Raw genomic sequence first — 26589 nt, 5'->3', positions numbered from 1 at the left:
GCCGCCCGGTTGCGTTGCGGCACCGGCGGGGTCACGAGAGTGTCATGACGTTAGCGGCAAGTCCGGCCAAGGAGCGTGTTGTCCGCCCAAAGCGGCCGCGCCATCTAAGCGAAGCCATGCGCTGTGAGACCGCGTTTCGCCTGATCCTGTCCGAATGCCTCGAGGAAGTCGCCACCAATCACGAGGCCATAAGTTCCGGCGATTCCGCCGCGCTGCACCAGACCCGTATCGCGCTGACGCGGCTGAAGGCGGCGATCGCCTTCTATGGGCCGATGGTGGCGGACACCGAATGGACGCGACTGAAATCCGAGTTGAGATGGCTGAGCGCCCATCTCGGCGCCACGCGCGACCTCGACGTCGCGATCGAGAACAGCAAGGGCCTGCCTGAAGAAGGCATGCTCCAGACGGCGCGAACCGACGCGTTCGAGGCGCTCAAGGAGGCGTTGCAAAGCGATCGATACTGGCGATGGTTCGACGGCATGTGGGACTGGGTCGGCAGCGGACCCTGGACCACGCGGCAGGACCCCCGCGCCGCGCAGCGGCGAGCCGTGCCGGTCGCGGTGTTTCACGCGCGGCGGCTAGCGCGATGGCATGGCAAGCTGTGCCAGAAGAGCCGCGGGCTGCAAGGCATGGGCAAGAACAAGCGCCACCGCGTCCGTCTCGCCAGCAAGCGGCTGCGTTACGCGATCGAGTTCTCGGAGGGCGGCTTGCCCCCCGACGAATACGCGTCATGGCGGATCATCCTGAAGCATCTGCGCAAGGGACAGCAATTGCTCGGCGAATTGAACGATGACGAGGTGCGTCGCGGGCTGCTCGAGAGCGTCGATGCACCCGCGCAACGCGCCCACGAGCGCAAGGCCAAGCACCAGCGCGTGCACGAACGAAAGCGCAAGAGCCGGCTGCTGCGCCACGCCGCGGCGGTCTATCGAAAAATCTCCGACTGAACGCGCGTCAGCGCAACTCCGTCGGCGCGCGGATACCGCTCGCGCTGAGGACTGCGCCTAGGAATGATGTATAAAACATCACTTATTGCCCTTGTGCCATCATTACTTGATGTGCATAAATAACATTCAAATAGACGCGAGTCTCAGATCGACGGCCATCAATCGATGATCACCGCGGCGCAGCTACGAGCGGCCAGAGCCTTGCTCGGCATCGACCAACGGCAGCTCGCCGAACTGTCCGGACTTTCGGTGCCAACCATCCAGCGGATGGAGGCGAGCGAAGGAACCATTCGCGGCAACGTCGACTCGCTCGTGAAACTGATCGACGCGCTCGGCACAGCCGGCGTCGAGGTCATCAATGAGGGCGCCGTCAGCAGTGGCGGCGGCCGCGGGGTGCGATTGAAGGCCGGATCAGGCTCACCGAAGGTGCGGACATGATCCCGGCGGTCACTCAGCAGATCTGGTGTGTAGCCGCCCTGCTAGGAACGACCGCTCTCGCGATTGCAACCAGCAGATCGCGCCAATCGACAGCCATCGTCTACGGCGCGACTTTCGCGATTTCGCTGATCGCGCTGGCCGGGGCCATGATTTCGCTCATCTCCCGTACCAGCGCGACGGAACTGGCTCTGCCGATCGGGTTGCCCTGGCTGGGATCGCATTTCCGCCTCGATGCGCTCGCCGCATTCTTTCTCGTCGTGGTCAATCTCGGCGGTGCGGCCGCAAGTCTTTATGGCCTCGGCTACGGCAGCCACGAATCCGCGCCGCAGCGCATCCTTCCCTTTTTCCCGGCGTTCCTGGCCGGCATGAATCTCGTCGTGCTCGCCGACGATGCGTTCACCTACCTCTTGTGCTGGGAATTCATGTCGCTCGCCTCGTGGGCGCTCGTCATGGCGCATCACCGTGACGCGGATAATGCCCGCGCAGGCTACGTCTATCTCGTGATGGCAAGCTTCGGAACGCAGGCTCTGTTGCTTGCCTTCGGCCTGCTGGCGGGAGCGGGCGGCAGCTACAGCTTCGCGTCCATCCGCGCTGCTCAGCACACCCCGTCCGAAGCCGCACTGGTGCTCGCGCTGATGTTGCTCGGCGCCGGGTCGAAAGCCGGCCTGATCCCGTTGCACGTGTGGCTGCCGCTGGCTCATCCCGCCGCGCCGAGCCATGTCTCGGCGCTGATGAGCGGCGTGATGACGAAGGTCGCGATCTACGGATTCATCCGGGTCGTGTTCGATCTGCTCGGGCCGCCAAGCTGGTCGGCGGGTGTCGCGGTTCTCATCCTCGGCGGCGCCACCGCCGTCATGGGGATCCTCTACGCGCTGATGGAGAAGGATCTCAAGCGCCTGCTCGCCTACAGCACGATCGAGAACATCGGCGTCATCTTCGCAAGCCTCGGCCTTGCGCTGGCATTTCAGGCGAACGGCCTCGGCCTCGCGGCGGCCCTCGCCTTCACGGCCGCATTGTTCCACGTGCTGAACCATTCGTTCTTCAAGAGCCTGTTGTTCTTCGGGGCCGGCGCGGTGCTGACGTCGACCGGCGAACGCGACATGGAGAAGCTGGGCGGCCTGATCCACCGCATGCCGCTCACGAGCTTCGTCTTTCTGGTCGGCTGCGTCGCGATCTCGGCGCTGCCGCCGTTCAACGGGTTCGTGTCGGAATGGTTGATGTTTCAGGCCGTCCTGCAGAGCCCCAACCTGCCGCAATGGCTGCTGAAGATCATGGTGCCCGCGGTCGGCGCCTTGCTGGCGCTGGCCGCGGCGCTCGCCGCCGCATGCTTCGTCAAGGCCTTCGGCATCACGTTCCTCGGCCGCGCGCGGAGCCCGGCCGCGGAAGCCGCCGGCGAAGTCGATCGCTATTCGCTCGCCGCGATGTTCAGCCTTGCCGTGCTCTGCTTCCTCGCCGGCATTTTGCCCGGCCTGGTGATCGACGCGCTTTCGCCGGTCGCGCAGACCGTGATCGGCCACCGGATGCCGCTTCAGGCGGACGATCCCTGGCTCTCGATCGTGCCGATCGAGGAGAGCCGCAGTTCCTACAACGGATTGCTCGTCTTTGCTTTCATCACTGCCGCGGCGTCGCTCGCGGTGTACTTTATCCATCGCTTTGCGTCGCGCGCGATCCGGCGCGGACCGGCCTGGGGTTGCGGCTTCTCCGACCCGACACCGGCGACGCAGTATTCCGGCGTGAGCTTTGTGCAGCCGATCCGCCGCGTGTTCGGCACGCTGGTTTTCCAAGCCCGCGAGCATGTCGACATGCCCTCGCCGGGCGAACTGCGGCCGGCCCGCCTCAGGGTCGATATGCACGACCTGGTCTGGGAGCGGCTCTACACACCCGTGACTGAACTCGTGTGGGTCTTCGCCGATCGGCTGAACCAGCTCCAGTTCCTGACCATCCGCCGCTACCTCAGCCTGGTGTTCGCAACCCTCGTCACATTGCTGCTGGCGCTCGCGATATGGTCGTGATCTCGGACATCCTCGTTCAGCTCGGCCAGATGGCGCTCGTGCTGCTGCTCGCGCCGCTCCTGACCGGCGTCGTGCGCAAGATCAAGGCGCGGCTGTTGCGGCGAAAAGGACCGTCGATCGTCCAGCCCTACCGCGACCTGCTGCGGCTGCTGCGCAAGGAGGTCGTGCTCGCCGAAAACGCGTCCTGGCTGTTCCGTGTCACGCCCTATGTGACGTTCGCGGCCATCTGGGTCGCGGCGGCGCTGGTCCCGACATTCGCGACCGGCCTCCAATTCAACTGGAGCGCCGACCTGATCGCGATCGTCGCCCTGCTCGGCAGCGCGCGCTTCTTCCTCGCGCTTGCCGGCATGGACGTCGGCACCAGCTTCGGCGGCATCGGCTCCAGCCGCGAGGTGATGATTGCCGCCCTCGCCGAGCCGGCCATGCTGTTGATGGTGTTCTGCGTCGCGCTGATTGCCGGCTCGACGCAGCTGTCGACGGTCGCGACCTTCATGGCGTCGTCGGAAGTCGGACTGCGCGTCTCTCTCGGCATGGCGATGATCGCCCTCATCATGGTGGCGCTCGCCGAAAACGCGCGCATCCCGGTCGACAACCCGGCGACGCATCTGGAGCTGACCATGGTGCACGAGGCGATGATCCTCGAATATTCCGGACGTCACCTCGCCATGATCGAGTTCGGCGCCTTCCTCAAGCTGCTGCTCTACATCTCCCTGATCATCTGCGTGTTCTTCCCGTGGCAGATCACCACCGAAGGCGCGGGGCCGCTGTCCTATCTCGTCAGCGTCGCCGTCTACATCCTCAAGCTTGCGGTCGCGAGCTTCCTCCTTGCCGTGTTCGAGACCGCGACGGCCAAGATGCGGGTGTTCCGCGTCCCCGAATTCCTCGGCGCGGCGCTGATGCTCGGCCTGCTCGGCACGCTGCTTCGGTTCGTGTCACGGGGCTTCTGATGCACAACCTCGCCTTCGACATCGCCCATCTGCTCGCCGGCGGGCTCGTGCTGATCAGCTTCATGATGCTGTACCAGGATCGCCTGTATGCGCTGCTGAACATCTTCGCACTTCATGCCGTGGTGCTCGCAGCTTCCGTCGCCTGGCAGGCCTTCATCCAGAATGCGCCGCATCTCTACGTGACCGCGGCGATCGCACTGGTCTTCAAGGCGATCGTCATCCCGGTGGCGTTGCATCGGATCATCAAGCAGCTCGGCATTCATCGCGATATCGAGACCGCCGTGAGCATCGGTCCGACCATGCTTGCGGGCATGGGGCTCGTCGCCCTGTCCATGGTGCTGATGCTGCGCGTGACCGGCGCGGCCGATCCGCTGGCGCGGGAAGACCTTGCCTTCGCACTGTCGGTGGTGCTGCTGGGATTGCTCGTCATGGTGACGCGGCGCAACGCCGTCAGCCAGGTCGTCGGCTTCATGTCGCTGGAAAACGGCCTGGTGCTGGCCGCGACCGGCGCCAAGGGCATGCCGCTCGTCGTGGAGATCAGCGTCGCCTTCTCGATCCTGATCGCATTCATCGTGATCGGCGTGTTTTTGTTCCGCATTCGCGAGCGGTTCGACACCGTCGACGTCGGCGCGCTCGATGAATTCAGGGGGGAGCGCCGATGACTGCCGCGTCGGATGCCGTCACCTGGGTCCTGTTGATACCGATCACCGCCGCGGCGGTGCTGGCCGCGCTGCCCGGTTACCGGCTGACCGCGGGCCTCAATGTCCTGGCCAGTCTCGGCACCTTGCTGGCCGCGCTTTCGCTGCTCGTGGTCGAGCGCCCGCAACCCGGCCAGTACCTGCTGATCGACGATCTCAACATCGTCTTCATCGTGCTCAACACCTTCGTGGGATTCACCACGAGCGTGTTCAGCGCAAGCTATATCGCCCATGAGCTCGAAACCGGACGGCTGACGCCGGGCTATCTGCGATTCTACCATGCCATGTATCAGGTGATGATGTTCGGCATGAACCTCGCATTCGTGTCGAACAATATCGGCCTGATCTGGGTCGCGGTCGAGGTCGCGACGCTCACCACCGTGCTGATGGTCGGCATCTACCGGACCCATGCGGCGCTGGAAGCGGCCTGGAAGTATTTCATCCTCGGCAGCGTCGGCATCGCGCTGGCGCTGTTCGGCACGATCCTGGTGTACATGGCCGCGCTGCCGGTGGTCGGCGAGGGTCAGGATGCCATGGTGTGGACGGTGTTGATCAACCGTGCGGCGACGTTCGACCCGGCATTGCTCAACGTGGCCTTCATCTTCCTGCTGCTCGGATACGGCACCAAGGTCGGCCTGGCGCCGCTGCACGCCTGGCTTCCGGATGCGCATGCCGAGGGCCCGACCCCGATTTCCGCCGTGCTCTCCGGCCTGCTGCTCAACGTCGCGCTCTACGCGGTGCTCCGCTTCAAGATCCTGCTCGCCGCCAATCCGGATGCGATATCGCCGGGCCCGCTGATGGTGACGATGGGGCTGACTTCGCTGTTGTTCGCGGCCTTCATGCTTTACCGCCGCCGCGACATCAAGCGGCTGTTCGCCTACTCTTCGATCGAGCATATGGGCATCATCGTGTTTGCGTTCGGCATGGGTGGCCCGCTCGCCAACTTTGCCGGCCTGCTGCACATGGTGATGCACAGCCTCACCAAGTCGGGAATCTTCTACGCGGTCGGCCACATTGCGCAGGTGAAGGGCACGCAGCGGATCGCCAACATTCGCGGCCTGACCGAGTCGCATCCGGCACTCGGCTGGAGTCTCGTGATCGGCGTGGTCGCGATCGCCGGCCTGCCGCCGCTCGGTATCTTCATGAGCGAATTTCTCATCGTCAGCTCCACCTTCGCGCGCCAGCCGCTGCTCGCCATCCCGCTGGTGTTCGGCCTGCTGCTCGCCTTCGGCGCGCTGATCCTGCGCCTGACCAGCCTTGCGTTCGGCGAGCCGCGCGGCAATGCCGCGCCGGCGGATGCGTCCTATTTGCCGATGTTCGCACATTTCGCACTGGTGCTGACTGCGGGCATCTACCTTCCGGGACCGCTGGTCGTCTGGTTCCAGCACGTCGCCAACCTGCTGGGTTAGCGCGAGGGAGAGCAGGATATGCCGAGGTTGATCGATCTGATCCGGGCGGGCCACAGGATCGAACGACATCATCCATGGCCGCGCGCCGTGGTCGACGGCGATACCTGGCGCGCCGCCGCTCACGCGCTTGCGGATGGCGGCCTGAGCCTGCTCGGGCTGTGGGGCGAGCCCTCGCGCGTGCACATGGCCGTCCTCGACGACCGCACGTCCGATATCGGCGTGATCAGCCTGGATTGTCCCGATCGCCAATTTCCTTCGGTTGCGGCCCATCATCCGCCGGCGCTTCGATTGGAGCGCACCCTGCACGACCTCTTCGGATTGCAGGCGACAGACACACCGGATTCCCGTCCCTGGCTTGATCACGGCCGTTGGCAAACGCGCTTCCCGCTCGGCGAACATCGCGATGCATCGGCGGACGCAGCGCCTTATCAATTCCTTCCGGCCGAGGGGGACAGCCTGCATCAGATCGCAGTCGGTCCGGTGCATGCCGGCATCATCGAGCCCGGGCATTTCCGCTTTACCGCGAGCGGAGAGACGGTCGTCCGCCTCGAGCAGCGGCTCGGCTACACCCACAAGGGTGTCGAAGGGCTGATGACGGGCAGCACGATCGAGCAGGCCGCGCGGCTCGCCGGCCGGGTCTCCGGCGACAGCACAGTCGCCTATGGGCTGGCGTTCGCGCAAGCCGTCGAGGCCGCGCAGCGGATTGCCGTGCCGCCGCGCGCGCTGTTGCTGCGCGCGCTGATGGCGGAACTCGAGCGGCTGGCCAATCATCTCGGCGATATCGGCGCGATCTGCAACGATGCGTCATTTGCGTTGATGCAGGCGCATTGCGCCGTGCTGCGCGAATCCGTGCTGCGCGCGGCCGACGCTGCATTCGGCCACCGCCTGATGCGCGACCTTGTCGTGCCCGGCGGCGTCGCGCGCGATATCGCCGGCGATGGAGCCGACACGATCCGGGCCGCGCTCGACCAGATCCGCCGGCATTTCCCTGCGCTGGTCGAGCTCTATGACAATACCGCCTCGTTGCAGGACCGCACCGTCAGCACCGGCATCGTTGCTCCAACGCTCGCCCGGCAATTCGCCGCCGGAGGCTATGTCGGGCGCGCGAGCGGCCGCGATCATGACGCCCGACGCAAGCCCGGCTATCTCCCCTATGATGGCCTCCGCTTCGAAGTCCCCGTCCTCAGCGACGGCGACGTCAACGCCCGGGTCTGGATCCGGATCCGCGAGGTTGAGCAGAGTCTCGCGCTGGCGTACCAGATCCTCATCGGCCTCGAGGCCGGCCCGGTGCAAGTGCCACTGCGCAATACGGCGGAGCCTTGCGAAGGCATGGCGCTCGTCGAAGGTTTCCGCGGCGACATCCTGGCCTGGCTGCGCCTGAACGGCGATCGGATCGAGCGATGCCATCTGCGCGATCCGTCGTGGTTTCAGTGGCCGCTGCTCGAGGCGGCCATCGAAGGCAACATCGTGGCGGACTTCCCACTCTGCAATAAGTCGTTCAACTGCTCCTATTCCGGGCAGGATCTCTGAGGGCTTGAGGCGATGCGCAAACTTCTGTTCCAGAGCCTGTTTCGCCAGCCATTGACGGAGCAGGCGCCGCGCCCGGACGACGCTGCGCTCGCGGAGCTCGCGGCCATGGTCGGCCGCACCGCACGACGACGCCTCGGCCGCAGCCTCTCGATCCGCGAGGTTGATGCAGGCTCCTGCAACGGATGCGAGCTGGAAATACACGCGTTAAGCAATGCGTATTACGACGTCGAACGATTTGGAATCCGGTTCGTCGCCTCGCCCCGTCACGCCGACGTGCTGCTCGTCACGGGTCCGGTCACCAAGAATATGCGCGAGGCGCTGGAGCGCACATACCGTGCGACGCCAGATCCCAAATGGGTCGTCGCTGCGGGCGATTGCGCCAGGGATGGCGGATGCTTCGCCGGCAGCTATGCCGTGGTTGGCGGAGTCTCCGCGGTTGTTCCGGTCGATCTCCATATTCCGGGTTGCCCGCCTTCGCCGATCGCCATCCTGCGGGGCCTCGTGACCTTGCTCGAGGCGGTCGACGCCGGCGTCGCGGCAAGGTGAAGGCACGGAAAGAAACGAGCACCTCCGCCCGCACCGTGGGCGAGGCGCGCTAGTGTCCCGAATCCGAAGTTCGCATCATTTGCCGCACCTTCGGAGCGAACTTCGGATTCGATAAGGACACTAGCAAACTTATGATTCTAGTGTGCTTTATGAATGCGAAGTTCGTGAAAGTGGCTGCCGCGAAATCACACGAACTTCGCATTCAGCACACTAGCCGCTGTCGCGCAGCACCAGCTCGAAGCCGAGATCGACGCGGCGCTCGCCGCCGCGCTCCAGCGTCAGCGTCGCCGCGGTACGGCCGATCGCGTCGCCATGCACGCTGATCGTGCTCAGGGTCGGCGAGATCAGCTGGCCCATTTCGAGATCGCCAAGCCCGATCACGGCGACCGGCTGCGCCGATGCAGGCCCGTCGCGCAGCAGCCCGGCCTTGCGCAGCCCGGACATGAAGCCGATCGCATGCGCATCGTTGGCGGCGAACACCGCGTCGACACCAGGCAGGCGTGCATGCGCCGCCACGCTGCCGGAATCCTTGCGGTCTAGGATCAACCGGCGCGGCTCGGCAAGGCCGCCGGCCAGTGCCTCGTCCCTGAAGCCGAACCAGCGGCGCGTGCCGCGTGGATCGTCGCCGCCGATGAAGGCGAGCTGCTTGCGGCCCTGCGCGACCAGATGCTTCGCGACGGCGACACCGGCCTTGTAATTGTCGAAGCCCGCGACCGCGTCGATCGGGTTTGCCGGCAGATCCCAGGTCTCGACGATCGGGATGCGCGCATTGCGCAGCAGGCGGCTGCCCTCCTCGGTCGCCGGCGAGCCGACCATGATGATCGCCTCGGGCCGCCGCGACAGCAGCGCCGCCAGCATGCGGTCCTCGCGCGCCGCGTCATAGAGCGACTGCGCCAGGATCACGGAAAAGCCGAGCGGCTCGAGCTTGTCGGACAGGCCCTGCACCGTGTCGGCGAAGATCGAGTTGGCGATGGTCGGTACCAGCACGCCGACCGAATTGGTCCGCGCGCTCGCCAGCGCGCCCGCCACCAGGTTCGGGACATAGCCGAGATCGCGCATCGCCCGCTCGACCCGCGCCCGGGTCTCCGGGGCGACCAGGTCGGGCATCCGCACCACCCGGCTCACCGTGATCGAGGAGACGCCGGCGCGCTTGGCCACCTCTGAAAGGGTGGGCGCGGCACCGGCCGGGCCGGTCCCGGGGGCGGTCAGTTCAGAGCTCATGGGCCGGAGCCTGCACGATTCCGGGTTGCCAAGCCATGATGTTAGCGCTAGCATCACCCCATGTTAGCGCTAACATGAAACAAAAAGGGAGAAGCGGCATGATTTCGGACGAACAGGCCCAGGCTTACAAGCGCGACGGGGTGATCGTGGTCCCCGAGGTGCTGAACCAGGAGACCCTGGCGAAGGTGCGCACCGTACTCGCGCAGCTCGTGGCCGGCGCCGCCAGCGTGAGCGAGCACACCGACGTCTACGACCTCGAGCCGGGCCATTCGCCTGACAATCCGCGCGTCCGCCGCATCAAGGCGCCGCACAAGGTGCACCCGATCTTCGACGAGATCGTGCGCAGCCCCGCCGTGATCTCGATCCTCACCAAGCTGATCGGCCCCGGCCTTCGCCTGCACGGCTCCAAGCTCAACATGAAGTCGGCGCAATACGGCTCGCCGGTTGAGTGGCATCAGGACTGGGCATTCTATCCGCACACCAATGACGACATCCTCGCGATCGGCGTGCTGCTCGACGATTGCGATATCGAGAACGGTCCGATGCTGGTGACGCCGAGGTCGCACACCGGCGCCACGATGTGGGATCATCACGGCGAGGACGGCCACTTCGCAGGCCTGATCGATCCGGACCAGATTCAGGACGACATCAAGCGCGCGGTGCCCTGCATGGGCAAGGCCGGCAGCATGTCGTTCCATCACGTGCGCGCGCTGCACGGCTCGGCAACCAACACGTCGAATCGGCCGCGCAACCTGCTGCTCTATGAAGTGGCCGCGAGCGACGCCTGGCCGCTGATGGGCGTCAAGGACTTCGACGAATTCAACAGCCGCCTGCTGGCGGGGCCGCCGGTGGTCGCGCCGCGGCTCACCGACGTACCGGTGCGGATGCCACTGCCGCCGGCCAAGCGACAGGGATCGATCTACGAGACCCAGTCGGCGTCGAAGAAATCCTACTTCACGCGCGCCGCTTAAGACCGACCACAATGCCCGCGGCCAGGCCGCGGGCATTGCTGCTTTCACGAGCACGATCCGCCGCGACAACGCAGCACGTGTTTGCGCGGAGATCGTGCCCGATCAAGACGACCATAAAAACAGACATAACGGGGAAACGAATGACCGAGATGGCAAGAGATGGCGCTCGCACATCGCGCCTGCGTGTGATCCTGGCCGCAAGCATCGGCTCCGCGCTCGAATGGTACGACTTCTTCCTCTACGGCACCGCAGCGGCGCTGGTGTTCGGCGAATTGTTCTTTCCGAAGAGCGATCCGGTGGTAGGCACGCTGTTGTCGTTCCTGACCTTCGGCGTCGGCTTCGTGGTGCGGCCGTTCGGCGGCCTCTTGTTCGGCATCCTCGGCGATCGCTATGGCCGCAAGCCGGTGCTGGTCTCCACGCTCCTGATGATCGGCATCGGCACCACCGCGATCGGCTTCCTGCCGACTTATGGGCAGATCGGGATCTGGGCGCCGATCCTCCTGGTCGCGATGCGCGTCATCCAGGGCCTTGGCGCCGGCGCCGAATATGGCGGCGCGGTGATCTACCTGGTCGAGAACGCACCGCCGAAGCATCGCGGCTTCTGGGGCGGCTTCGCGCCGCTCGGCGTCTCCGTCGGCAATCTGCTTGCGGCCGGCGCCTTCGCGCTGGTGACCATGCTGCCGCGCGAGGATTTGATGAGCTGGGGCTGGCGCCTGCCCTTCCTGGCGAGCTTCCTCCTGATCGTGGTCGGCATCTTCGTCCGCATGCGCATCACCGAGACGCCGGTCTACACCGAGGCGGTGGTCGCGCGCGGCAAGGTCGAGAGCAATCCGGCGATGGAAGCATTGCGCCGGCACCCGCGCAACTTCTTCGTCGTGCTCGGCGCCCGCATGGCCGAGAACGGGCTCGGCTATTTCTTCCCGGTGGTTGGGCTGAGCTACGTGATCACCACGCTCGGCGTGCCGAAAGCCGAGGCGCTCAGCGCGCTGATGCTGGCATTCACGGTCGAACTGTTTGCGATCCTCGGCTTCGCGGCATTGTCGGACCGGATCGGACGGCGGCCGGTCTACATGTTCGGCGCGCTGGCCGGCGTGGCGCTCGCCTTCCCGTTCTTCTGGATGGTCGGCACCAAGGAGTGGATCATGATCGCGCTCGCCTTCATCCTGGCGCGCGCCGTGGTGACGGCGGCGATGTTCGGGCCGCAGGCGGCGTATTTCGCCGAGCTGTTCCCGCCGCAACGCCGCTTCGCGGGCTTTGCCTTCGCCCGCGAGCTCGGCTCGCTGCTGTCGGGTGGTCCGGCGCCGTTCGTCGCAACCGCACTGGTGGCGGCCTATGGCACCTGGTGGCCGGTCGCCTGCTACGCGATGTTCCTGTCCGCCTGCACCGTCGTTGCGATCTGGATCGGGCCCGAGACCTACCAGGAGAATATCGCCGCCGACGAAGGCGAACAGGCCGAGCTGCCCACGGCGATCCCGGCGCGGGCCTGACCGGTGGCGCAGCAACTGCGCGTCCTGCAGTCGCTCTGGGCGATGGGGCGACGGCTGGCCGATGAGGGCGAATGGCCGCTGCAAACCCAGCTCGCGATGATCCGCGATGCCGGGTTTGACGGCGCCGGCGTGCGCTTCATCGATCCTGTCTTTGCGCGCGAGGCGACGAGCTTCCTTCGCGCGCATGGCATGATCTGGCAGGCGCAATGCTACCCGAAGAGCGTCGGCGACCTGAAACCGGTGCTCGAGCTGGTCGCCCGGCTCGGCGCCGATCATGTCAACCTGCAGCCGGACGTTCGGCCGCGCCGGCTCGCAGATTGCATTCCGCTGCTCGAAGGCTGGCGGCGGCTTGCCGCCGAGGCCGGCGTTGCCGTGCATGTCGAGACCCATCGCGACCGCATAACGACTGACCTGTTCTTCATGCTCGACCTGCTCGACTGCTTTCCCGATCTGCGGCTCACCGCCGATCTCTCGCATTATCTGGTCGGCCGCGAATTCGCCTGGCCGGTCGACGACGTCAACCACGCGATGATCCATCGCATCCTCGACAATGCCTGGGGCATCCATGGCCGTATCGCGAGCCGCGAGCAGGTGCAGATCTCGCTCGGCTTTCCGCAACACCAGGGCTGGGTGTCGCTGTTCATGGGCTGGTGGGACTACGGTATCCGCTCCTGGCGCAAGCGCGCCGGTCCCGACGCGACCCTGACCTTCCTGTGCGAGCTCGGTCCCCCGCCCTATGCCATCACCGGGCCCGACGGCAGGGAACTGTCCGACCGCTGGCAGGATGCGCTGGTCATGAAGGACATGATCCGCGCGCTGTGGGATCGTATCGCGAACGAGCCGCAAGGCTCGCTCCCGCATTGATTCAAGCAAGCCACGGCGGCATCCTGAACGCCACAATCCGGAACGCCGCGAGGACTTGTGCGCGACCGCTGGGCTTATCCGCTTCGATGCCTCGCCGCCGTCTCGGCCATGGCAGCCTTCGCGCATACGAAAGCGGCCGCGGCAGAGCTCGCCCTGAATGTCGCGACCCTGCCGCGCGTCGCGACCATCGACCCGCGTTTTCAGTCCTACAACATCGAGATGGTCGAGGTGACCGGCGGACGGTTCTGGAAGCCCTATGCCACCGCCGCCACGCGTCGGCGTGCAGAGACGGAGCGGTTCGCAGCTCGCACTCCGATCGACCTGCACGATGGCAGGCTTCGCAAGCTCGCGGCAGCCCTCTCACCCGTCTATCTGCGCGTCAGCGGCACCTGGGCCAACAGCACGTTCTTTGCGGATTCCGAGACGCCACCGGCTGCACCGCCGGCCGGCTTCAACGGCGTGCTGACGCGACGGCAGTGGCGGGACGTGATCGAGTTCTCGCGTGCCGTCGACGCTCCGATCGTCACGTCCTTTGCGATCAGCGCGGGCGCGCGTGACGCCGAGGGGCAATGGAGCCCCGAGCAGGCCCGGCAACTTCTCGCTTTCACGCGATCGGCCGGCGGGCGTATCGCCGCAGCCGAGTTCATGAATGAGCCCGATCTGCCGACCATCGGCAGCGCCCCTAACCGCTACGATGCTGCGGCCTACGGCCGGGATTTTGCAGCGTTCCGCGCCTTCATGAAGGACACCGCGCCCGACGTGACGATCCTCGGCCCCGGCACGATCGGCACCGGCGCTGAGGCCCAAGCGCTTTTCGCCGTATCGGCAGCCGGCGTCGACGCGGCCTCCTATCATCACTATGGCGCGCTGTCGGCGCGATGCGGCGGTGATCGCAGGGCAAGGCATGCATTGTCGGACGAATGGCTGGCGCGAACCGGCGAGAGCCTCGCCCTCTACGAGACGCTGCGCGACCAGCTTGCGCCGGGCAAGCCGGTCTGGCTGACCGAGACGGCCGAGACCGCATGCGGCGGCAATCGCCTGGCCGCAACCTTCGCCGACACGTTCCGTTACCTCGATCAACTCGGGCGGCTGGCCAAGGCCGGCGTCCAGGTGGTGATGCACAACACGCTTGCGGCGAGCGACTACGGGCTGCTGGACGAGCGAACTCATCTGCCGCGGCCGAACTATTGGGCTGCGCTGCTGTGGCGGCGGTTGATGGGCACCATTGTGCTCGATGCCGGTATCGCGGAGCGTCACGGCTTCCATGTCTATGCGCATTGCGCGCGCGACATGCCTGATGGAATAGCCCTGCTCGTCATCAACAATGACCGGCGGATGCGGCACAAGCTCACGCTGTCGGCCGCCTCGCAACGTTACACGCTCGCGAGCGAAAAGCCTGCCGACGGCAACGTTCAGCTCAATGGCGCGACGCTCTTGCTCGGGACCTCTGACCGTATCCCCGCCCTCAACAGCGACGCGGCTGTCGCCGGAACGATCGTCTTCGCACCCAGAACGATCACGTTCCTGATCGTCGCCGACGCCGGCAACGCCAATTGCCGGTAGCGGCCCGACGTCGCCTTACGCCGCGTCGCGGCTGGCGTCGGAGGATTCCGGCGGGCGCGCCACCAGATGGCCGAGCATGATGGCAGTCATCAGCCGCTCCATCTCGAGCCGCGCGGTGACATGCGACATGGTCGGCCGGCTACCGAGTGCGAGCTGGCTGACGTCGTCGATCGCCGTCAGTCCGCGCGGATAGAATTCGCGGAAGATCACGCGTTCGGCCAGGCCATCGACCAGGCGGAAATTCAGCGTCTTGGCCAATTCGCTCAAGGCTTCGCCGACCAAGCGCTTGTTGCGTGACCCAAGCGTGGAGAGGCGGTTGCGCAGCACCACCCACTCGAATGCCGGCTGATCGTGTGTGCTGCGCTGGCGCCGCGCCTCCTCCACCATCTTCGAATAGTGGCTGATGCCGGTCACCTTGAACTCGTTCGGATCGACGGTGCCGAGCACGTCGAAATCGAGGAAGCTGTCGTTGAGCGGCGTGATCAACGTGTTCGCCAGCGAATGCGTGAACGTCGTCAGATAGGTGTCATGGCCGGGACAGTCGATGACGACGAAATCGTGCGACCGGCCGAGCCGCTCGACGATCTCGGCAAGCGCGCTGCGCCCGAGCGTCTCGACCTCGCCGCTCCTGCCGCTCACCGTCTCGAAGCACATATGCGCGGGAACGCCGAGATCCAGCGAGGTTTCCCGCGCCCAGTCCCGCCGGTTCTCGACGTAGTGCGTCAGCGACTTCTGCTTGTTATCGAGATCGATGGTAGCGACGCGCTGACCCGCCTTGATCAGCGCGATGGCGATATGCATGGCAATTGTCGACTTGCCCGAGCCGCCCTTGTTATTTCCGACAACTATTACTCGTGCGTTTGTCATGGGAATCCATACCGGACGCTTGAGTGAAAGCAGGACGAAACAGAATTTAATGAATGGATCGAATCTCCCTGATTCGATGAATCTCGACAAGAGTCGCTGCTACATTGTCGTGATCGAAATCAAGAAGCTGCGACATCATTGTCACAGCTTCTTCGAGCACGTATCGTGAACGCAACTAGCGTCCCTGAAACACCGCGGCGCGGCGCTCAACGAACGACTTGATACCCTCGGCCGCATCTGATGTGTTGAGCACACGTTCGCGGATCTGCGGAATGATCGCGATTGCCGCCTGCTCGCCGGCTTCGATGAACTTGCGGCCCGCCTCCTTGGTCACCTGGATTCCAAGCGGCGCATTGCGCGCGATGATCTCCGCGAGCGCCATCGCGCGCTCGACCTGCTGGCCCGCCGGCACGACTTCCTGCACGAGACCGATCCGATGCGCCTCGGCGGCGGTGAACTCGTCGCACAGCAACAGGTGATACATCGCATCGCCCCACCCGGCGCGGCTGATATAGCGGAAATGCGCGCCCGCCAGCGGCGCGATGCCGCGCTTGGCTTCCATCTGGCAGAAGCGGCTGTCGTCCGCGGCGATCACGATATCGCCGGCCAGCATCATCTCGATGCCGACGGTGAACACGATACCCTGCACCGCCGTGACGATCGGCTTCCGGCAGCGCTTCGACAATCCGAACGGGTCGACGTTGCCCTCCGGCAGCGGCTTGCGCGTCGCCGTCGGACCGAAGAATTTCGGCATGTCGAGACCCGCGGTGAAACTGCCGCCGGCGGCGCAGAGCACCCCGACCCAGAGGCCGTCGTCATTGTCGAGCAGCGTCAGCGCGTCGGAAAGCTCAGCCATCATCTCCGGACTGAAGGCATTCTTCTTCGCGGGATTGTCGATGATGATCTTGAGGATGTGGTCGTGCCGCTCGTGGCGGACCCGCCCTTCGCTCGCGCTGCCGGACATCAGTTCCTCCCTGCTTTGTGACTGGATAATTTCTGGATGATGGTTGTCATCCAGATGCATGATGGTCATAATCCAGAAAGAGAGTCAAACGGGGGCGAGGCGAGATGGGCCATTCCCAGGCCGACAAGGCCAGGAGCCGTGAGCGTATTCTGAACGAGGCTGCGACGCAGATCCGCGACAAGGGCCTCGACGCGCTCAGCATCGGCGGCCTGATGCAGCAGGTGAAGCTGACCCATGGCGGTTTCTATGGGCACTTCGCCTCGCGTTCCGACCTGATCGCCGCGGCTCTGGAACAAGCGCTGCATGCAGGCGAAGCGTCGGCTCACGCGGCGCGCGATCCCGACAAGCCGGGCAATATCAACACACTGGTGCGGAGCTATCTCAGCCGCGCCCATCGCGACTCGCCCAAGTCGGGCTGCGCGATCGGCGCGCTGATCTCGGATGTCGGTCGCGCCGATGCGCAGTGCCGCGCGGTGATGGAGCCGCACATCGAATCCTTCATCGCCAAGGTCGCCGAGACGTTCGGCGACGATGACGACGGCAACGCAATCCTCGCGGTGAGTGCGATGGTCGGGGCGCTGGCGATCTCGCGCGTCCTCACCGACCAGAAGCGGTCCGATGCCGTCCTGCGCACCGTGCGCGACAGCATCATCGCGATGGCGTCCGACGAATGATTTCGCCCGCGCCGCGGGCACCTTGATGGAGCAAGCCATGAACGACCGATCCGCCCTCGAGCCGACCGCCGTACAAGGAAGCGTGCTGATTGCCGGCGTCGGCGCGTCGAACGGCCTCGGCGCCGCGATTGCGCGTCGCTTTACCGCCGGCGGCTATCCCGTCGCGATCGCCGGCCGCAACGCCGACAAGCTCGCCGCGACCGCGGCCGAGCTGGCCGCAAGCGGCGCAACGGTCGCGCATGTGGTCGGCGACGCCTCCACGGCGGCCGACGTCGCGCGCTTCGTCGCGGCGGCCGAGCGGCTCGCACCGCTCGCGATGGCTGTGCACAATGCAGGCTCCAACCGGCCGGCACCGTTTCTGAAGGTCAGCGAGCAGCGCTTCGAGGAGCACTGGCGCGAACACGCGCTCGGCGGTTTCCAGCTGGCACAGGCCGCGATCCCCGCTTTGCTTGCGCGCGGCGGCGGCACGCTGGTCTTTACGGGCGCCAGCGGTTCGCTGCGCGGCAAGGCCAACTACTCACCGTTCGCCGCCGCCAAGGCCGCGCTGCGCGCGCTGGCGCAGAGCGTGGCGCGGGAATTCGGGCCGCAGGGCATCCATGTCGGCCATGTCGTGGTCGATGGCGGGATCGAGGGCGACCGCCTGCTGAACATGCGTCCGCAATTGAAGGACGAGCGCGGGCCGGACGGCATGCTCAACATCGCGGCCATCGCCGACGCCTATTGGGTGCTGCATCACCAGCATCGCAGCGCCTGGACGCTGGAGCTCGACCTGCGGCCGTGGGCGGAGCAGTTCTGAACGCGCTGCGCCGCCCTCCCGCCCGTGAATATAGGTTGCGATCGGCCGGAATCTTGTCAGCTTATGCGGCAAGGTCCGTCGAGATCGCACCCTGTCCCGGGAGAAGGCCATGTCGCAGCCCACGCCGATCCTGCACCATTTCGATCAATCGCCGTTCTCCGAGAAGATCCGCATCATCTTCGGATTCAAGAAGCTCGCCTGGAGCTCGGTACGGATCTCGCGGATCATGCCGCGGCCGGACCTGATGCCGATGACCGGCGGCTATCGCCGCACGCCGACGATGCAGATCGGCGCCGACATTTATTGTGACACCCAGATCATCATCCGCGAGCTGGAGCGGCGCTACCCGACGCCGACGCTGTTTCCGGCAGGCAATGCCGGCGTGCCCTGGGTGCTCGGCATGTGGGCCGACCGGCCGTTCTTCCAGAACACGGTCAACCTCGTGTTCGGCTTCGTCGGCGACAGGGTCCCGCGGGATTTCATCGAGGATCGCGAGAAGTTGCGCGGCGGCAAGTTCGACGTCGCCGCCATGACCGCGGCGCTGCCGCAGATGCGCGACCAGTTCCGCGCCAATATCGACTGGATCGAGGCGCAACTCGGCGACGGCCGGCCGTGGCTGTTCGGCGAGTTCAGCCTCGCGGACGTCAGCGCCTACATGAACGTGTGGTACGCGCGGCAGAGCCTCGCCACGATGGACGAGATCATGAATTCCTTTCCGCGCGTTGTGGCATGGGAGGAGCGCATCCGCGCCATCGGCCACGGCACGCGCACCGAGATGTCGTCGGCCGACGCGCTCGAGATCGCGGCGAAGGCGCGGCCGGAGTCGCCTGTGTGCGGCGACCCCAGCGACCCGAACGGTCGCAAGCCCGGCGACGTCGTTGCCGTGATGCCGGATGACTACGGCAAGATCCCGGTGCGTGGCGAGATCATCTCGCTGTCGGCGCAACACATCGCGATCCGCCGGTCGGATGAACGCGTCGGCGAGGTGGTGGTGCATTTCCCGCGCGCCGGCTTCCTGGTGGTCCCGGGCTGATTGCCGCGGGCGCTCTATATCTGGCCTGGAAACGCTGCGTTTCGCGGCGTGACCTTGCCGGCCCGCTGAACCGGCAATAGCTCCCCGTTATCTCCAACCCAAGGCTCCACAGCGCAGGCTTGCGGATCGATCCGCAGCAACCCGGCCTTTCGGCCTGCGTGCGATGGGTGGCCCGTGGCGGATCTCCGCCACGCCGACAACCGGACTGACCATGACGACCTCCGTCGAATTCGGGCTTGATACGTTTGGCGACGTCACCAACGACGCCGCCGGCACGCCGCTGCCCCATGCCCAGGTGATCCGCAACGTCGTCGACGAAGCGGTGCTGGCCGATCAGCTCGGGATCGATTTCATCGGGCTCGGCGAGCACCACCGCGCCGATTTTGCGATCTCCTCGCCCGAGACCGTGCTGGCGGCAATCGCGGCACGCACCCAAAACATCCGCCTCGGCTCGGCGGTGACCGTGCTGAGCTCGGACGATCCGATCCGCGTCTTCCAGCGCTTCGCCATGGTCGACGCGGTCTCGAACGGCCGCGCCGAGGTGATCCTCGGCCGCGGCTCCTTCACCGAGTCGTTCCCGCTGTTCGGCTTCGACCTCAGGCAATACAACGAGCTGTTCGAGGAGAAGCTCGATCTGTTCACCGAACTGCTCAAGCAGGAGCCGGTGACCTGGCAGGGCAAGCTGCGGCCACCGCTCAAGAACCAGTCGGTCTATCCGCCGGTCGAGCACGGCCGGCTGAAGACCTGGATCGGCGTCGGCGGCAGTCCCGAATCGGTGGTGCGCGCGGCGCATTACGACCTGCCGCTGATGCTTGCCATCATCGGCGGCGATCCCAAGCGCTTTGCACCTTATGTCGACCTGCACCAGCGGGCCTACCAGCAGTTCGGCCGCGAACCGAAGCCGATCGGCGTGCACTCGCCGGGCTATGTCGCCGAGACGGACGCGCAGGCACGCGAGGAGCTGTGGCCGGACTACAAGGTCATGCGCGACCGTATCGGCAAGGAGCGCGGCTGGCCGCCGATGGGCCGCGACGAGTTCGTGGCCGAGGCCGAGCACGGCTCGCTCTATGTCGGCGCGCCGGAAACCGTTGCTCGCAAGATCGCGGCGACCGTCAAGGCGCTCGGCGCGGCGCGCTTCCAGCTGAAATACTCGGCGGGCCCGCTGCCGCACGACAAGCTGATGAAGAGCATCGAGCTCTATGGCCGCGAGGTGGCGCCGATGGTGCGCGAGATGCTGGCCGCGTGACGCGCCAGAACCGGCATGACAAAGCAAAACCCCCGGCGTTTTCGCGCCGGGGGCTCTGTTAGATCGCAATCAGATCAACCGGTATTACCAGTTGCGCTGAGCGCGGAGCAGCAACATGTAGGTGTTCTGGTCCTTCAGCTCGTAGATTGCGCCGGGCTTGCCGATCGTCGGGCTGCCGGGGAAGGCGACCGTACCGGCGAAGCTCTGGTCCAGACGGGTGTAGGTGAAGTCGGCCGAGAAGGTCAGGTTCTTCACCGGGGTCCACTGGGTCTGCGTGCCGAGCTGCGCGATGCTGTAGTCGGGGTTGCAGGACGTCAGAGCCGAACCAGCACCGAAGAAGTTGCTGAGCGAGCCACCCACGCCGTTGCCGGCCGGACCGCAGATGTAGCCCTTGGCCGTGCTGTTGTAGTTAACCTGGGCCCAGGCACCGTAGATGCTGGTGTTCCAGTTCGGGTTCCAGTTGTGCACGTAGGCACCGCGGAAGCCGTAGGTCGTGATCAGCTGCTGCTGACCGCCGGTCACGAAGATCGAGTCCGGCGCGATGCCGAAGCCGATGCTCTGATAGGCGCCCGGAACGTTGGTTCCGCCGAAGATGGTGTTGCCACCAGCCGAACCGGCGAGGTCCTGGATGTTGTAGCGGGTTGCACCGTTGGTGTAGACACCCTGCAAGTTGATGGTGTCGCCAGGTCCGGTCGGGATGTTCTTGATCGACAAGGCCAACGCACCGGCCCAGCCCCACTTGTCGTCCGGATGACCGGTCAACTCGGTGCCGCCGTAGTAGGCCGCGTGGTTGTTATGCGCGGCGAACGATGCCTGGAACAGACCCCAGGCCTGATCGACGCGCAGCATCGCGACGAGATCCGGAGCGATCGTGCCGGCGTAGTCGCTGATACCGAACACGTTGGTGTTGCCGGGAACGCCGAAGGTGACCGGCGCGCCGAGGTTGACCACGCCAGCCTGATAGTAAGCCGTCTGGTCCTGAGCCGACAAAGACAGCGACACGCCGTTGCCGAACTGCGCGGTGTAGGTGAACTGGTTCACACCAGTGATCGTGCCGCCGCCGCCGACGAGACCGTCGTAGCTGTTGCCCGGGTAGTTGGCCCACGGAGCCGAGAACTGCGAGACCGCCTTACCGATGGTGAAGCCGGCGAACTGAATGAATGCGTAGTAGACACCGACCGTACCAGCGGCGACGTTACCAGAGCCGGCATTGTTCGGAGCCGCAGACGTACCGATCGGCGAGTAAACGGTCGAGCCGTTGCCCAGACCGGCATAGTTGTCTGTCGTCCAGGAGAACGTCGCATCGAAGAAGGTGCGGACCACGCCGTATTCGGTCGCGGTGCGCGTATCGATGTTCAGATCTTCACGCGAACGCCAGGTGTAGCCGTTGGTGAAGCGGTTGTTCGCACCACCAGCACCCGAGGTGTTGCCGGTGTGGTCCGAGTTGGTGTTCGCCAGAACGTCGACGCGCAGGTAGCCGCCCAGCTTGATACAAGTGTCGGTGCCCGGGATGTAGTAGAAACCGGGACCATACAGGGAGCAAACCTTCACGTACTCGACCGCTTTGGCCTTGACGGGAAGATCGGCCGCCTGAGCTCCGCCGACCGCGACGAGAGCCGCCGCCGAGCCGAGGATAAGGCTCTTAACCATCTTCATGTTAAACCTCCAAGTTGCTCTATCTCAGGGAAGGTTCCGGATCCGCCGGGTAAAACACCCTCAGGTTGGTTCCCTTGTCCCTTAAATCCCCGCTTAGTCGCTTCGCGTCTTCGGACACACCCGCATGAACGCGAGGGACTTAAGCGAACCACCTAGAACGGGACGACCTCGGGATGCCCCCCTCCGTCGTAGTTCCATATGAGACAGAAGGCCCCCGATCACGCAACAAAAGACCGCTCGGTTTGGGGCGAGTTGCGGCTGTTTTCGGGCAAATGTTGCACAAATATCACGGACTTTTGAATTGCGGCATTTCCGCAAGCCATTGAAACAAAATACGAATATTTCAGTTACCGCTATCGGGCACAAGATTGGGCAACACCACGCGGAACGGTGTGCAAAACGCGTAGTCCTACTGAGAAAGCGATTGCTGAAGCCGGCTTCGGCAGCGCTGATTCCGGTATCCGGGCACGACGTTTCGGCCCAAAACGCCGCGATTTGAACAACATAACCCGCCCTGAATACCGTCGACTCGCGCCTGGAAGGGCTTTCCGATGGCTCGGAGCAGGCCGAATGACGGCGGGCGGTTCGCCACGCATGTGCAGTAACGATGCTACATGTCACTGGGATGTCAGCACGCAGAATCGGTCGATTTGTTCTCCGCAGCTCCGGCGCGCTGAAATATCTCTACTGCGCGCGGCGCACCCGCAAGGCTCGTCTCCGACGGAGCCGCGTCGCCCTCACTCGTCCAAAATGTCCAGGAGATCCTCGATCCGCTCGAAAGGCGGCTCGTGTATGTTGTCCGAATAGAACACGCGATCGCCGTCGCGCTGGAGCGAACGTGCTCTGGATTTGGGCAGCCTCCCGGGAAGGAACGTCGCCGCGACGGCCTCCGGGCCGACATCGAGCCTCACGATCCCTCGCCGCTTGCAATCGATCCTGAGCCTCGCCGCGGCGAAGAAGTCCCGCCCCGCCGACGGCAGCCTGCCGAAGCGGCGCGAGGTCTCTTCCTCGAGATCCTCCAGATCGTCTTCGCTCCGGCACCTCGCGGCACGGCCATAGATTTCAAGCCGCACGGATTCCGATTGCACATAGCTCCTGGGCAGCAGATCCGCGAGCGGAAGGTTGAGATCGGGCACCCACATATCGGCGGACCGGTCGTTGGTCTTCTCCGAGGCTTGCTTCAGAAGGTGGCTGTAGAGCACCGGACCGAAAACCTGCACGTGGCCGGATTGCCGCTCCGAAAGCAGATCCCCGGCGCCTCTGAGGTCGAGATCCCGCTCGCTGATCGCAAAACCGGCGCCCGGTCTGCTGAACTCCTCCAGAACGGCCAAACGCCTCCCGGATTGTTCCGAACTGGATTCGGTCAGCATGTATGCGAAGGCTCGTGTCCCGCCGCGTCCCACCCGGCCTCTGAGCTGGTGGAGCTGTGCCAGACCGAACTTTTCCGGCCAGCAGACCACGATGGCGTTCGCCCGGGGGATGTCGAGACCGCTTTCCACGATGTTGGTCGCCAGGAGGACGTCCGCCTCGCCTTCGACGAAGCTCATCATTCGATCGTCGATTTCGTCGACGGGTAGCTTGCCATGCAGGCAGACGATGCGGAGCTCCGGGGCCATCGACTGCACGCGCGCCAGCATCGGATCCAGATCCTGGATGCGCGGACAGATCAGAAAGCTTTGCCCGTGACGTCGCTGCTCGCGCAGCAATGCTGCGGCGATGGCGGCGTCCGAGAGCGGAGCGATCTTGGTCGCGACCGGAAGCCGATGAACGGGCGGGGATGCGATCACGCTCAGCTCCCTGAATCCCGCAAGGCCCGCCGCAAGTGTGCGCGGAATCGGCGTGGCACTCATCCACAGCGTATGGGCGCCCTTCGCCAGCCCTGAAAGCTTCGCCTTCTCGGCCGCGCCGAAGTGCTGCTCTTCGTCGACAATGACCAGGCTCAGCTTGGCGAACCTCACGTCCTTCGATGCGATCGCCTGCGTGCCGACCACGACCTTCATCTTGCCGCTTCGCAGGCCCTCCTTGGTCTCCTTCATCTCCGGAGCCGACGTCGCCCGCGACAGGCTTCCCACTTCGATGCCAAGCGGAGCAAACCGTTTGCGGAAGGTTGCAACGTGCTGCCTTGCCAGAACAGTCGTCGGCACGACGACGGCGACCTGCTTGCCCGACAGCGCAACGGCCGCCGCCGCGCGCAATGCCACCTCGGTCTTGCCAAACCCGACGTCGCCGCAGACGACCCGATCCATCGGATGACCGGACGCCAGATCATCGAGGACGTCGCGAATTGCCTTCGCCTGGTCGACGGTCGTGAAATACGGAAAGCGCGCGACGAACCGCTCATAGGCGGGACCGGGAGCGACCAGCTTGGGAGCGCGCCGGCGGCGCCGTTGCGCGATGTGTTTGGCAAGCGCCTTGGCGGCAGTCTGGATTTCCCGCTCCGCCTTGCCACGCCGCGTCCACCACGTACTGCCATCGGCCCTGTCCAATGCCAGCTTGCCGAGCTCCGCGGCATACGGCCAGATCAGCGCAAGATCGGCCGGCGGAACGAGGACGGCATCATCCCCCGCGAATGCCAGCCTGATCATCTCGCGCGATGATCCCTTCCCCATATCGAAGGTCTGCAAGCCATCGAGCACGGCCAGCCCGCGCTGCAGATGCACGACGACCGCGCCGCGCTCCGGCACGTCGGGATGATCGAAAGCCGAGCTCCAGGCTCGCGCCATGGGCTGCGGATGATGCGCCCTGCTGCCGAGCACGTCGGTCGCCGTCACGACGACGAGCGGCTTGCGCCCTGAGCCGATGAAGCCGGTGTCGAAGTCGGCCAGCAGCGCGCCTTCGCCGCCCCGCCCCTTCGCCGCCTCGTTCCAGTCGGCGAAGCGCTCCGCCTTGATCCCGCTCATTCGCTCCATCGCGCGCAGGTCATCTTCGACCGCCGCGACAAACAGCAGCCGCGATCCGGCGCGCTCGGTGTCGGCGACAAATGCGCGAAGAGCCTTCCGCGATGAGGCGACCTTCGAGAAATCAGGCGTGGCGGTGAAAGCTGCCTTTCGGGGCAGCGAGCTCATCCGTTTGGTCAGCCGTTTCCAGTCAGCGGGCCCCAGATACTCGCGCTCCGCCTCCCTGCGGCCGGCCGCCTCCTTGATCGTGCTCAGCCAGCTATCGGCGTGGCCCGAAACGCCGGCGTCCGCGATCCAGCGCGCGCGCTGACAATAATCCGGCAGCGCCGCCCGCTGTGCCCGCTTGCCTCCCAACGCGATCCGTTCGGACATCGGGTCGATGTGCAGTTCCTCCGCGTCGAACACGACGTCGTGCTCGTCCGGATCGACACCGGCGATTCTGCGGATCACGCCACCGGAATGCTCAATTCTGAACGGCCCCAGCGCGCCCGCGGGAAATACCTCGAACGTCATTCCGTGGAACAGAGCGCTGCCGGGATAATCCGCCTCTTCGTCGAGATCGTATCCCAGAGCTTCCAGACGATCCTTGAGTTCCTGCTCGGAATAGCCCGCCCCCACCTTCAGGCTGATGCTGAGGCGCGCCGAGCTGGCGGGCAACGGCAACCGCTCCATGATCGCCTCGGCCGTCGACACCAGGAAGACCGGCTTCTTGCTCCGGGCGAGGCGCCTCAACACCGAACTGCGCCGGCCGGCGATCTCTCGTGACGGCTCCAGCCCGTCAAAGGGCAAGGTATTCAGCCTCGGGAACACCAGCACCTCGAGCGAGGGATCGAGCGAATGCAGCACGCTGCCCAGACGCTCTGCCCTGTTCTCGCTTTCCGCAAGGAAAACGATGCCGTCCCGCCCGGACTTCTTCCATTGCTCGAGAAGATGAAGCGCCAGCATGCCAAGCGGTGAGGAAGACGAGATCCCGGAACGCGCCGCTCCCTTGCTTTTCTTCTTCGCGCCAGCAGCAGCGCGGGCCTTCTTGGTATTCGCCACGTCAGATCCGTCGTTATGTCGTGATTACGATCGCCCGTTGACCTGGATCTCCGGGCGACTCGGGGCTTGTCGCCCGCCGCCATGGAAGCGAAAGCGGCACAGATTTCCAGCCAAGCCGGCCCAATCCGCCCGAAATGGCGGCGGGGGCGGCCGGCAAAAAACGATTCCTCTCTTGAAATCAACGGCTTGCTTGCTGGCTGGGGCGGGAGGGATCGAACCTCCGAATGGCGGAATCAAAATCAGTTTGATTATTCAACGATTTCAAGGGGCATTTGGAAAAAAAGCGGAAAATGGGCCTCCAACGATATCAATAGCTTGGGAGCCGTTTCCAAATAAAAAGCTCGCACCGTGGCAGCGCAGCGCTTTGTCACGGTCCATCCCTTTGCGGGCACATCGACCGGCGTAGTCGCTGCCAAGTCGTACCGGCGGGTTAAGTTCGTAGCGAGATTATCCAATTCCCGCGGCTTAAGCTTTGCCCAATTCCGTCGCAGGCCCAGCGAAGCTGGGCGCGACTCAAACCCTGCGTCGGATACCAGTTTGAATCGCTCGCTATCAAGCGGTTTGTGACGATTGATCTTTACCAGCCCCGAATGGCGCGAAAAGCTGATCGCCTCTCTCGACATCTTCGTGGACGCGGGCCTGGCCGGCGGCGCGGCGCCTGCTTTATCGGTTGCCAGAGCTTCTGTGATGGGGTCGGAGCCCGATCAAGCCGTTGAAGAATCGGCTTGCCTCTGTAAGCTACCCAGCGTTGCACTGCCCCTTTCGCACTTCTCTGGCTTCGATTT

At 65.0% G+C, this 26589-nt stretch carries 23 protein-coding genes; 18 read left to right on the top strand and 5 right to left on the bottom strand.

Annotated elements, in window-relative coordinates:
* Positions 1-44 precede the first annotated feature (44 nt).
* The 8 genes from ACVI1L_RS25765 to ACVI1L_RS25730 all read left to right on the top strand — a co-directional run bounded on the left by ACVI1L_RS25765 (position 45) and on the right by ACVI1L_RS25730 (position 8524).
* Positions 45-944, top strand: coding sequence for a CHAD domain-containing protein (locus tag ACVI1L_RS25765; RefSeq protein WP_233475682.1), 900 nt, complete (start codon positions 45-47; stop codon positions 942-944).
* Between the two features lie 165 nt (positions 945-1109).
* Entirely contained in the window at positions 1110-1382 is a 273-nt protein-coding gene (locus ACVI1L_RS25760; protein ID WP_253603054.1) for a helix-turn-helix domain-containing protein, read from the top strand.
* Positions 1379-3394, top strand: coding sequence for a hydrogenase 4 subunit B (gene hyfB, locus ACVI1L_RS25755; RefSeq protein ID WP_456784205.1), 2016 nt, complete (start codon positions 1379-1381; stop codon positions 3392-3394). Before ACVI1L_RS25760 ends, hyfB begins: the two co-directional genes overlap by 4 nt.
* Positions 3385-4341: a respiratory chain complex I subunit 1 family protein gene (locus ACVI1L_RS25750; protein ID WP_229192883.1), complete on the top strand. Its 957-nt coding sequence runs from the start codon at positions 3385-3387 to the stop codon at positions 4339-4341. The genes hyfB and ACVI1L_RS25750 overlap by 10 nt, the downstream gene beginning before the upstream one ends.
* Complete coding sequence (locus ACVI1L_RS25745; protein ID WP_016843065.1) at positions 4341-5003, top strand: hydrogenase-4 component E; 663 nt, start codon at positions 4341-4343, stop codon at positions 5001-5003. The genes ACVI1L_RS25750 and ACVI1L_RS25745 overlap by 1 nt, the downstream gene beginning before the upstream one ends.
* Positions 5000-6448, top strand: a complete 1449-nt coding sequence (locus ACVI1L_RS25740) for a hydrogenase 4 subunit F (protein WP_057015242.1) — start codon at positions 5000-5002, stop codon at positions 6446-6448. The genes ACVI1L_RS25745 and ACVI1L_RS25740 overlap by 4 nt, the downstream gene beginning before the upstream one ends.
* Positions 6449-6466: 18 nt before the next feature.
* Positions 6467-7978 carry a hydrogenase large subunit gene (locus tag ACVI1L_RS25735; RefSeq protein WP_456784204.1) on the top strand — a complete coding sequence of 504 codons (1512 nt, stop codon included), beginning with the start codon at positions 6467-6469 and terminating at the stop codon, positions 7976-7978.
* Positions 7979-7990: 12 nt separating this feature from the next.
* On the top strand, positions 7991-8524 hold the full coding sequence (locus ACVI1L_RS25730) for an NADH-quinone oxidoreductase subunit B family protein (protein WP_057015240.1): 534 nt from the start codon (positions 7991-7993) through the stop codon (positions 8522-8524).
* Positions 8525-8734: 210 nt separating this feature from the next.
* Here the strand turns inward: ACVI1L_RS25730 and ACVI1L_RS25725 are convergent, their stop codons facing one another.
* Positions 8735-9745 carry a LacI family DNA-binding transcriptional regulator gene (locus tag ACVI1L_RS25725; RefSeq protein ID WP_456784203.1) on the bottom strand — a complete coding sequence of 337 codons (1011 nt, stop codon included), beginning with the start codon at positions 9743-9745 and terminating at the stop codon, positions 8735-8737.
* Between the two features lie 98 nt (positions 9746-9843).
* Between ACVI1L_RS25725 and ACVI1L_RS25720 the strand changes: the two genes are divergently transcribed.
* The 4 genes from ACVI1L_RS25720 (at position 9844) to ACVI1L_RS25705 (ending at position 14630) form a co-directional block, all read left to right on the top strand.
* Entirely contained in the window at positions 9844-10716 is an 873-nt protein-coding gene (locus tag ACVI1L_RS25720) for a phytanoyl-CoA dioxygenase family protein (RefSeq protein ID WP_057015238.1), read from the top strand.
* A gap of 140 nt (positions 10717-10856) precedes the next feature.
* Positions 10857-12203, top strand: a complete 1347-nt coding sequence (locus tag ACVI1L_RS25715; protein WP_456784202.1) for an MFS transporter — start codon at positions 10857-10859, stop codon at positions 12201-12203.
* A 3-nt stretch (positions 12204-12206) separates the two neighbouring features.
* Entirely contained in the window at positions 12207-13067 is an 861-nt protein-coding gene (locus ACVI1L_RS25710) for a sugar phosphate isomerase/epimerase family protein (RefSeq protein WP_456784201.1), read from the top strand.
* A gap of 57 nt (positions 13068-13124) precedes the next feature.
* Entirely contained in the window at positions 13125-14630 is a 1506-nt protein-coding gene (locus tag ACVI1L_RS25705) for a hypothetical protein (RefSeq protein WP_456784200.1), read from the top strand.
* Between the two features lie 15 nt (positions 14631-14645).
* Here ACVI1L_RS25705 and ACVI1L_RS25700 read toward each other — a convergent pair whose 3' ends face one another.
* The gene (locus ACVI1L_RS25700) at positions 14646-15431 is read right to left on the bottom strand and encodes a division plane positioning ATPase MipZ (RefSeq protein ID WP_057015235.1); all 786 of its coding nucleotides are present in this window, start codon (positions 15429-15431) and stop codon (positions 14646-14648) included.
* Between ACVI1L_RS25700 and ACVI1L_RS25695 the strand changes: the two genes are divergently transcribed.
* Entirely contained in the window at positions 15430-15666 is a 237-nt protein-coding gene (locus ACVI1L_RS25695; protein ID WP_168857948.1) for a hypothetical protein, read from the top strand. The genes ACVI1L_RS25700 and ACVI1L_RS25695 overlap by 2 nt on opposite strands.
* 6 nt (positions 15667-15672) lie before the next feature.
* Here the strand turns inward: ACVI1L_RS25695 and ACVI1L_RS25690 are convergent, their stop codons facing one another.
* Complete coding sequence (locus ACVI1L_RS25690) at positions 15673-16461, bottom strand: crotonase/enoyl-CoA hydratase family protein (protein ID WP_076824401.1); 789 nt, start codon at positions 16459-16461, stop codon at positions 15673-15675.
* Between the two features lie 104 nt (positions 16462-16565).
* Between ACVI1L_RS25690 and ACVI1L_RS25685 the strand changes: the two genes are divergently transcribed.
* From ACVI1L_RS25685 to ACVI1L_RS25670, 4 genes are all read left to right on the top strand, one after another.
* Positions 16566-17135, top strand: coding sequence for a TetR/AcrR family transcriptional regulator (locus ACVI1L_RS25685; protein WP_057015234.1), 570 nt, complete (start codon positions 16566-16568; stop codon positions 17133-17135).
* Between the two features lie 37 nt (positions 17136-17172).
* Positions 17173-17931 carry an SDR family NAD(P)-dependent oxidoreductase gene (locus tag ACVI1L_RS25680; RefSeq protein ID WP_456784199.1) on the top strand — a complete coding sequence of 253 codons (759 nt, stop codon included), beginning with the start codon at positions 17173-17175 and terminating at the stop codon, positions 17929-17931.
* A 109-nt stretch (positions 17932-18040) separates the two neighbouring features.
* Positions 18041-18964, top strand: a complete 924-nt coding sequence (locus tag ACVI1L_RS25675) for a glutathione S-transferase family protein (protein WP_456784198.1) — start codon at positions 18041-18043, stop codon at positions 18962-18964.
* Between the two features lie 211 nt (positions 18965-19175).
* Complete coding sequence (locus tag ACVI1L_RS25670; RefSeq protein ID WP_456784197.1) at positions 19176-20210, top strand: LLM class flavin-dependent oxidoreductase; 1035 nt, start codon at positions 19176-19178, stop codon at positions 20208-20210.
* 84 nt (positions 20211-20294) lie between these two features.
* Here ACVI1L_RS25670 and ACVI1L_RS25665 read toward each other — a convergent pair whose 3' ends face one another.
* Positions 20295-21866 carry a porin gene (locus tag ACVI1L_RS25665; protein ID WP_057015232.1) on the bottom strand — a complete coding sequence of 524 codons (1572 nt, stop codon included), beginning with the start codon at positions 21864-21866 and terminating at the stop codon, positions 20295-20297.
* A gap of 737 nt (positions 21867-22603) precedes the next feature.
* Positions 22604-25609: a DEAD/DEAH box helicase gene (locus ACVI1L_RS25660; protein WP_456784196.1), complete on the bottom strand. Its 3006-nt coding sequence runs from the start codon at positions 25607-25609 to the stop codon at positions 22604-22606.
* A gap of 261 nt (positions 25610-25870) precedes the next feature.
* Here ACVI1L_RS25660 and ACVI1L_RS25655 point away from each other — a divergent pair, with 261 nt between their 5' ends.
* Positions 25871-26140 (top strand): hypothetical protein, encoded by a 270-nt coding sequence (locus ACVI1L_RS25655; RefSeq protein WP_456784195.1) that lies wholly within the window; start codon positions 25871-25873, stop codon positions 26138-26140.
* The last annotated feature ends 449 nt before the right edge of the window (positions 26141-26589 follow it).

The organism is Bradyrhizobium sp. USDA 4516 (genome assembly GCF_054055915.1).
This window is presented reverse-complemented; position numbering and strand designations above follow the sequence as displayed.

Coding starts and splice junctions, on each gene's coding strand:
- ACVI1L_RS25745 (WP_016843065.1), top strand. CDS start 4,341: ATGCACAACCTCGCCTTCGACATCGCCCATCTGCTCGCCGGCGGGCTC.
- ACVI1L_RS25670 (WP_456784197.1), top strand. CDS start 19,176: ATGACGACCTCCGTCGAATTCGGGCTTGATACGTTTGGCGACGTCACC.
- ACVI1L_RS25665 (WP_057015232.1), bottom strand. CDS start 21,866: ATGAAGATGGTTAAGAGCCTTATCCTCGGCTCGGCGGCGGCTCTCGTC.
- ACVI1L_RS25750 (WP_229192883.1), top strand. CDS start 3,385: ATGGTCGTGATCTCGGACATCCTCGTTCAGCTCGGCCAGATGGCGCTC.
- ACVI1L_RS25735 (WP_456784204.1), top strand. CDS start 6,467: ATGCCGAGGTTGATCGATCTGATCCGGGCGGGCCACAGGATCGAACGA.
- ACVI1L_RS25720 (WP_057015238.1), top strand. CDS start 9,844: ATGATTTCGGACGAACAGGCCCAGGCTTACAAGCGCGACGGGGTGATC.
- ACVI1L_RS25675 (WP_456784198.1), top strand. CDS start 18,041: ATGTCGCAGCCCACGCCGATCCTGCACCATTTCGATCAATCGCCGTTC.
- ACVI1L_RS25725 (WP_456784203.1), bottom strand. CDS start 9,745: ATGAGCTCTGAACTGACCGCCCCCGGGACCGGCCCGGCCGGTGCCGCG.
- ACVI1L_RS25730 (WP_057015240.1), top strand. CDS start 7,991: ATGCGCAAACTTCTGTTCCAGAGCCTGTTTCGCCAGCCATTGACGGAG.
- ACVI1L_RS25740 (WP_057015242.1), top strand. CDS start 5,000: ATGACTGCCGCGTCGGATGCCGTCACCTGGGTCCTGTTGATACCGATC.
- ACVI1L_RS25695 (WP_168857948.1), top strand. CDS start 15,430: ATGGCAATTGTCGACTTGCCCGAGCCGCCCTTGTTATTTCCGACAACT.
- ACVI1L_RS25715 (WP_456784202.1), top strand. CDS start 10,857: ATGACCGAGATGGCAAGAGATGGCGCTCGCACATCGCGCCTGCGTGTG.
- ACVI1L_RS25760 (WP_253603054.1), top strand. CDS start 1,110: ATGATCACCGCGGCGCAGCTACGAGCGGCCAGAGCCTTGCTCGGCATC.
- ACVI1L_RS25680 (WP_456784199.1), top strand. CDS start 17,173: ATGAACGACCGATCCGCCCTCGAGCCGACCGCCGTACAAGGAAGCGTG.
- ACVI1L_RS25765 (WP_233475682.1), top strand. CDS start 45: ATGACGTTAGCGGCAAGTCCGGCCAAGGAGCGTGTTGTCCGCCCAAAG.
- ACVI1L_RS25690 (WP_076824401.1), bottom strand. CDS start 16,461: ATGTCCGGCAGCGCGAGCGAAGGGCGGGTCCGCCACGAGCGGCACGAC.
- ACVI1L_RS25685 (WP_057015234.1), top strand. CDS start 16,566: ATGGGCCATTCCCAGGCCGACAAGGCCAGGAGCCGTGAGCGTATTCTG.
- hyfB (WP_456784205.1), top strand. CDS start 1,379: ATGATCCCGGCGGTCACTCAGCAGATCTGGTGTGTAGCCGCCCTGCTA.
- ACVI1L_RS25700 (WP_057015235.1), bottom strand. CDS start 15,431: ATGCATATCGCCATCGCGCTGATCAAGGCGGGTCAGCGCGTCGCTACC.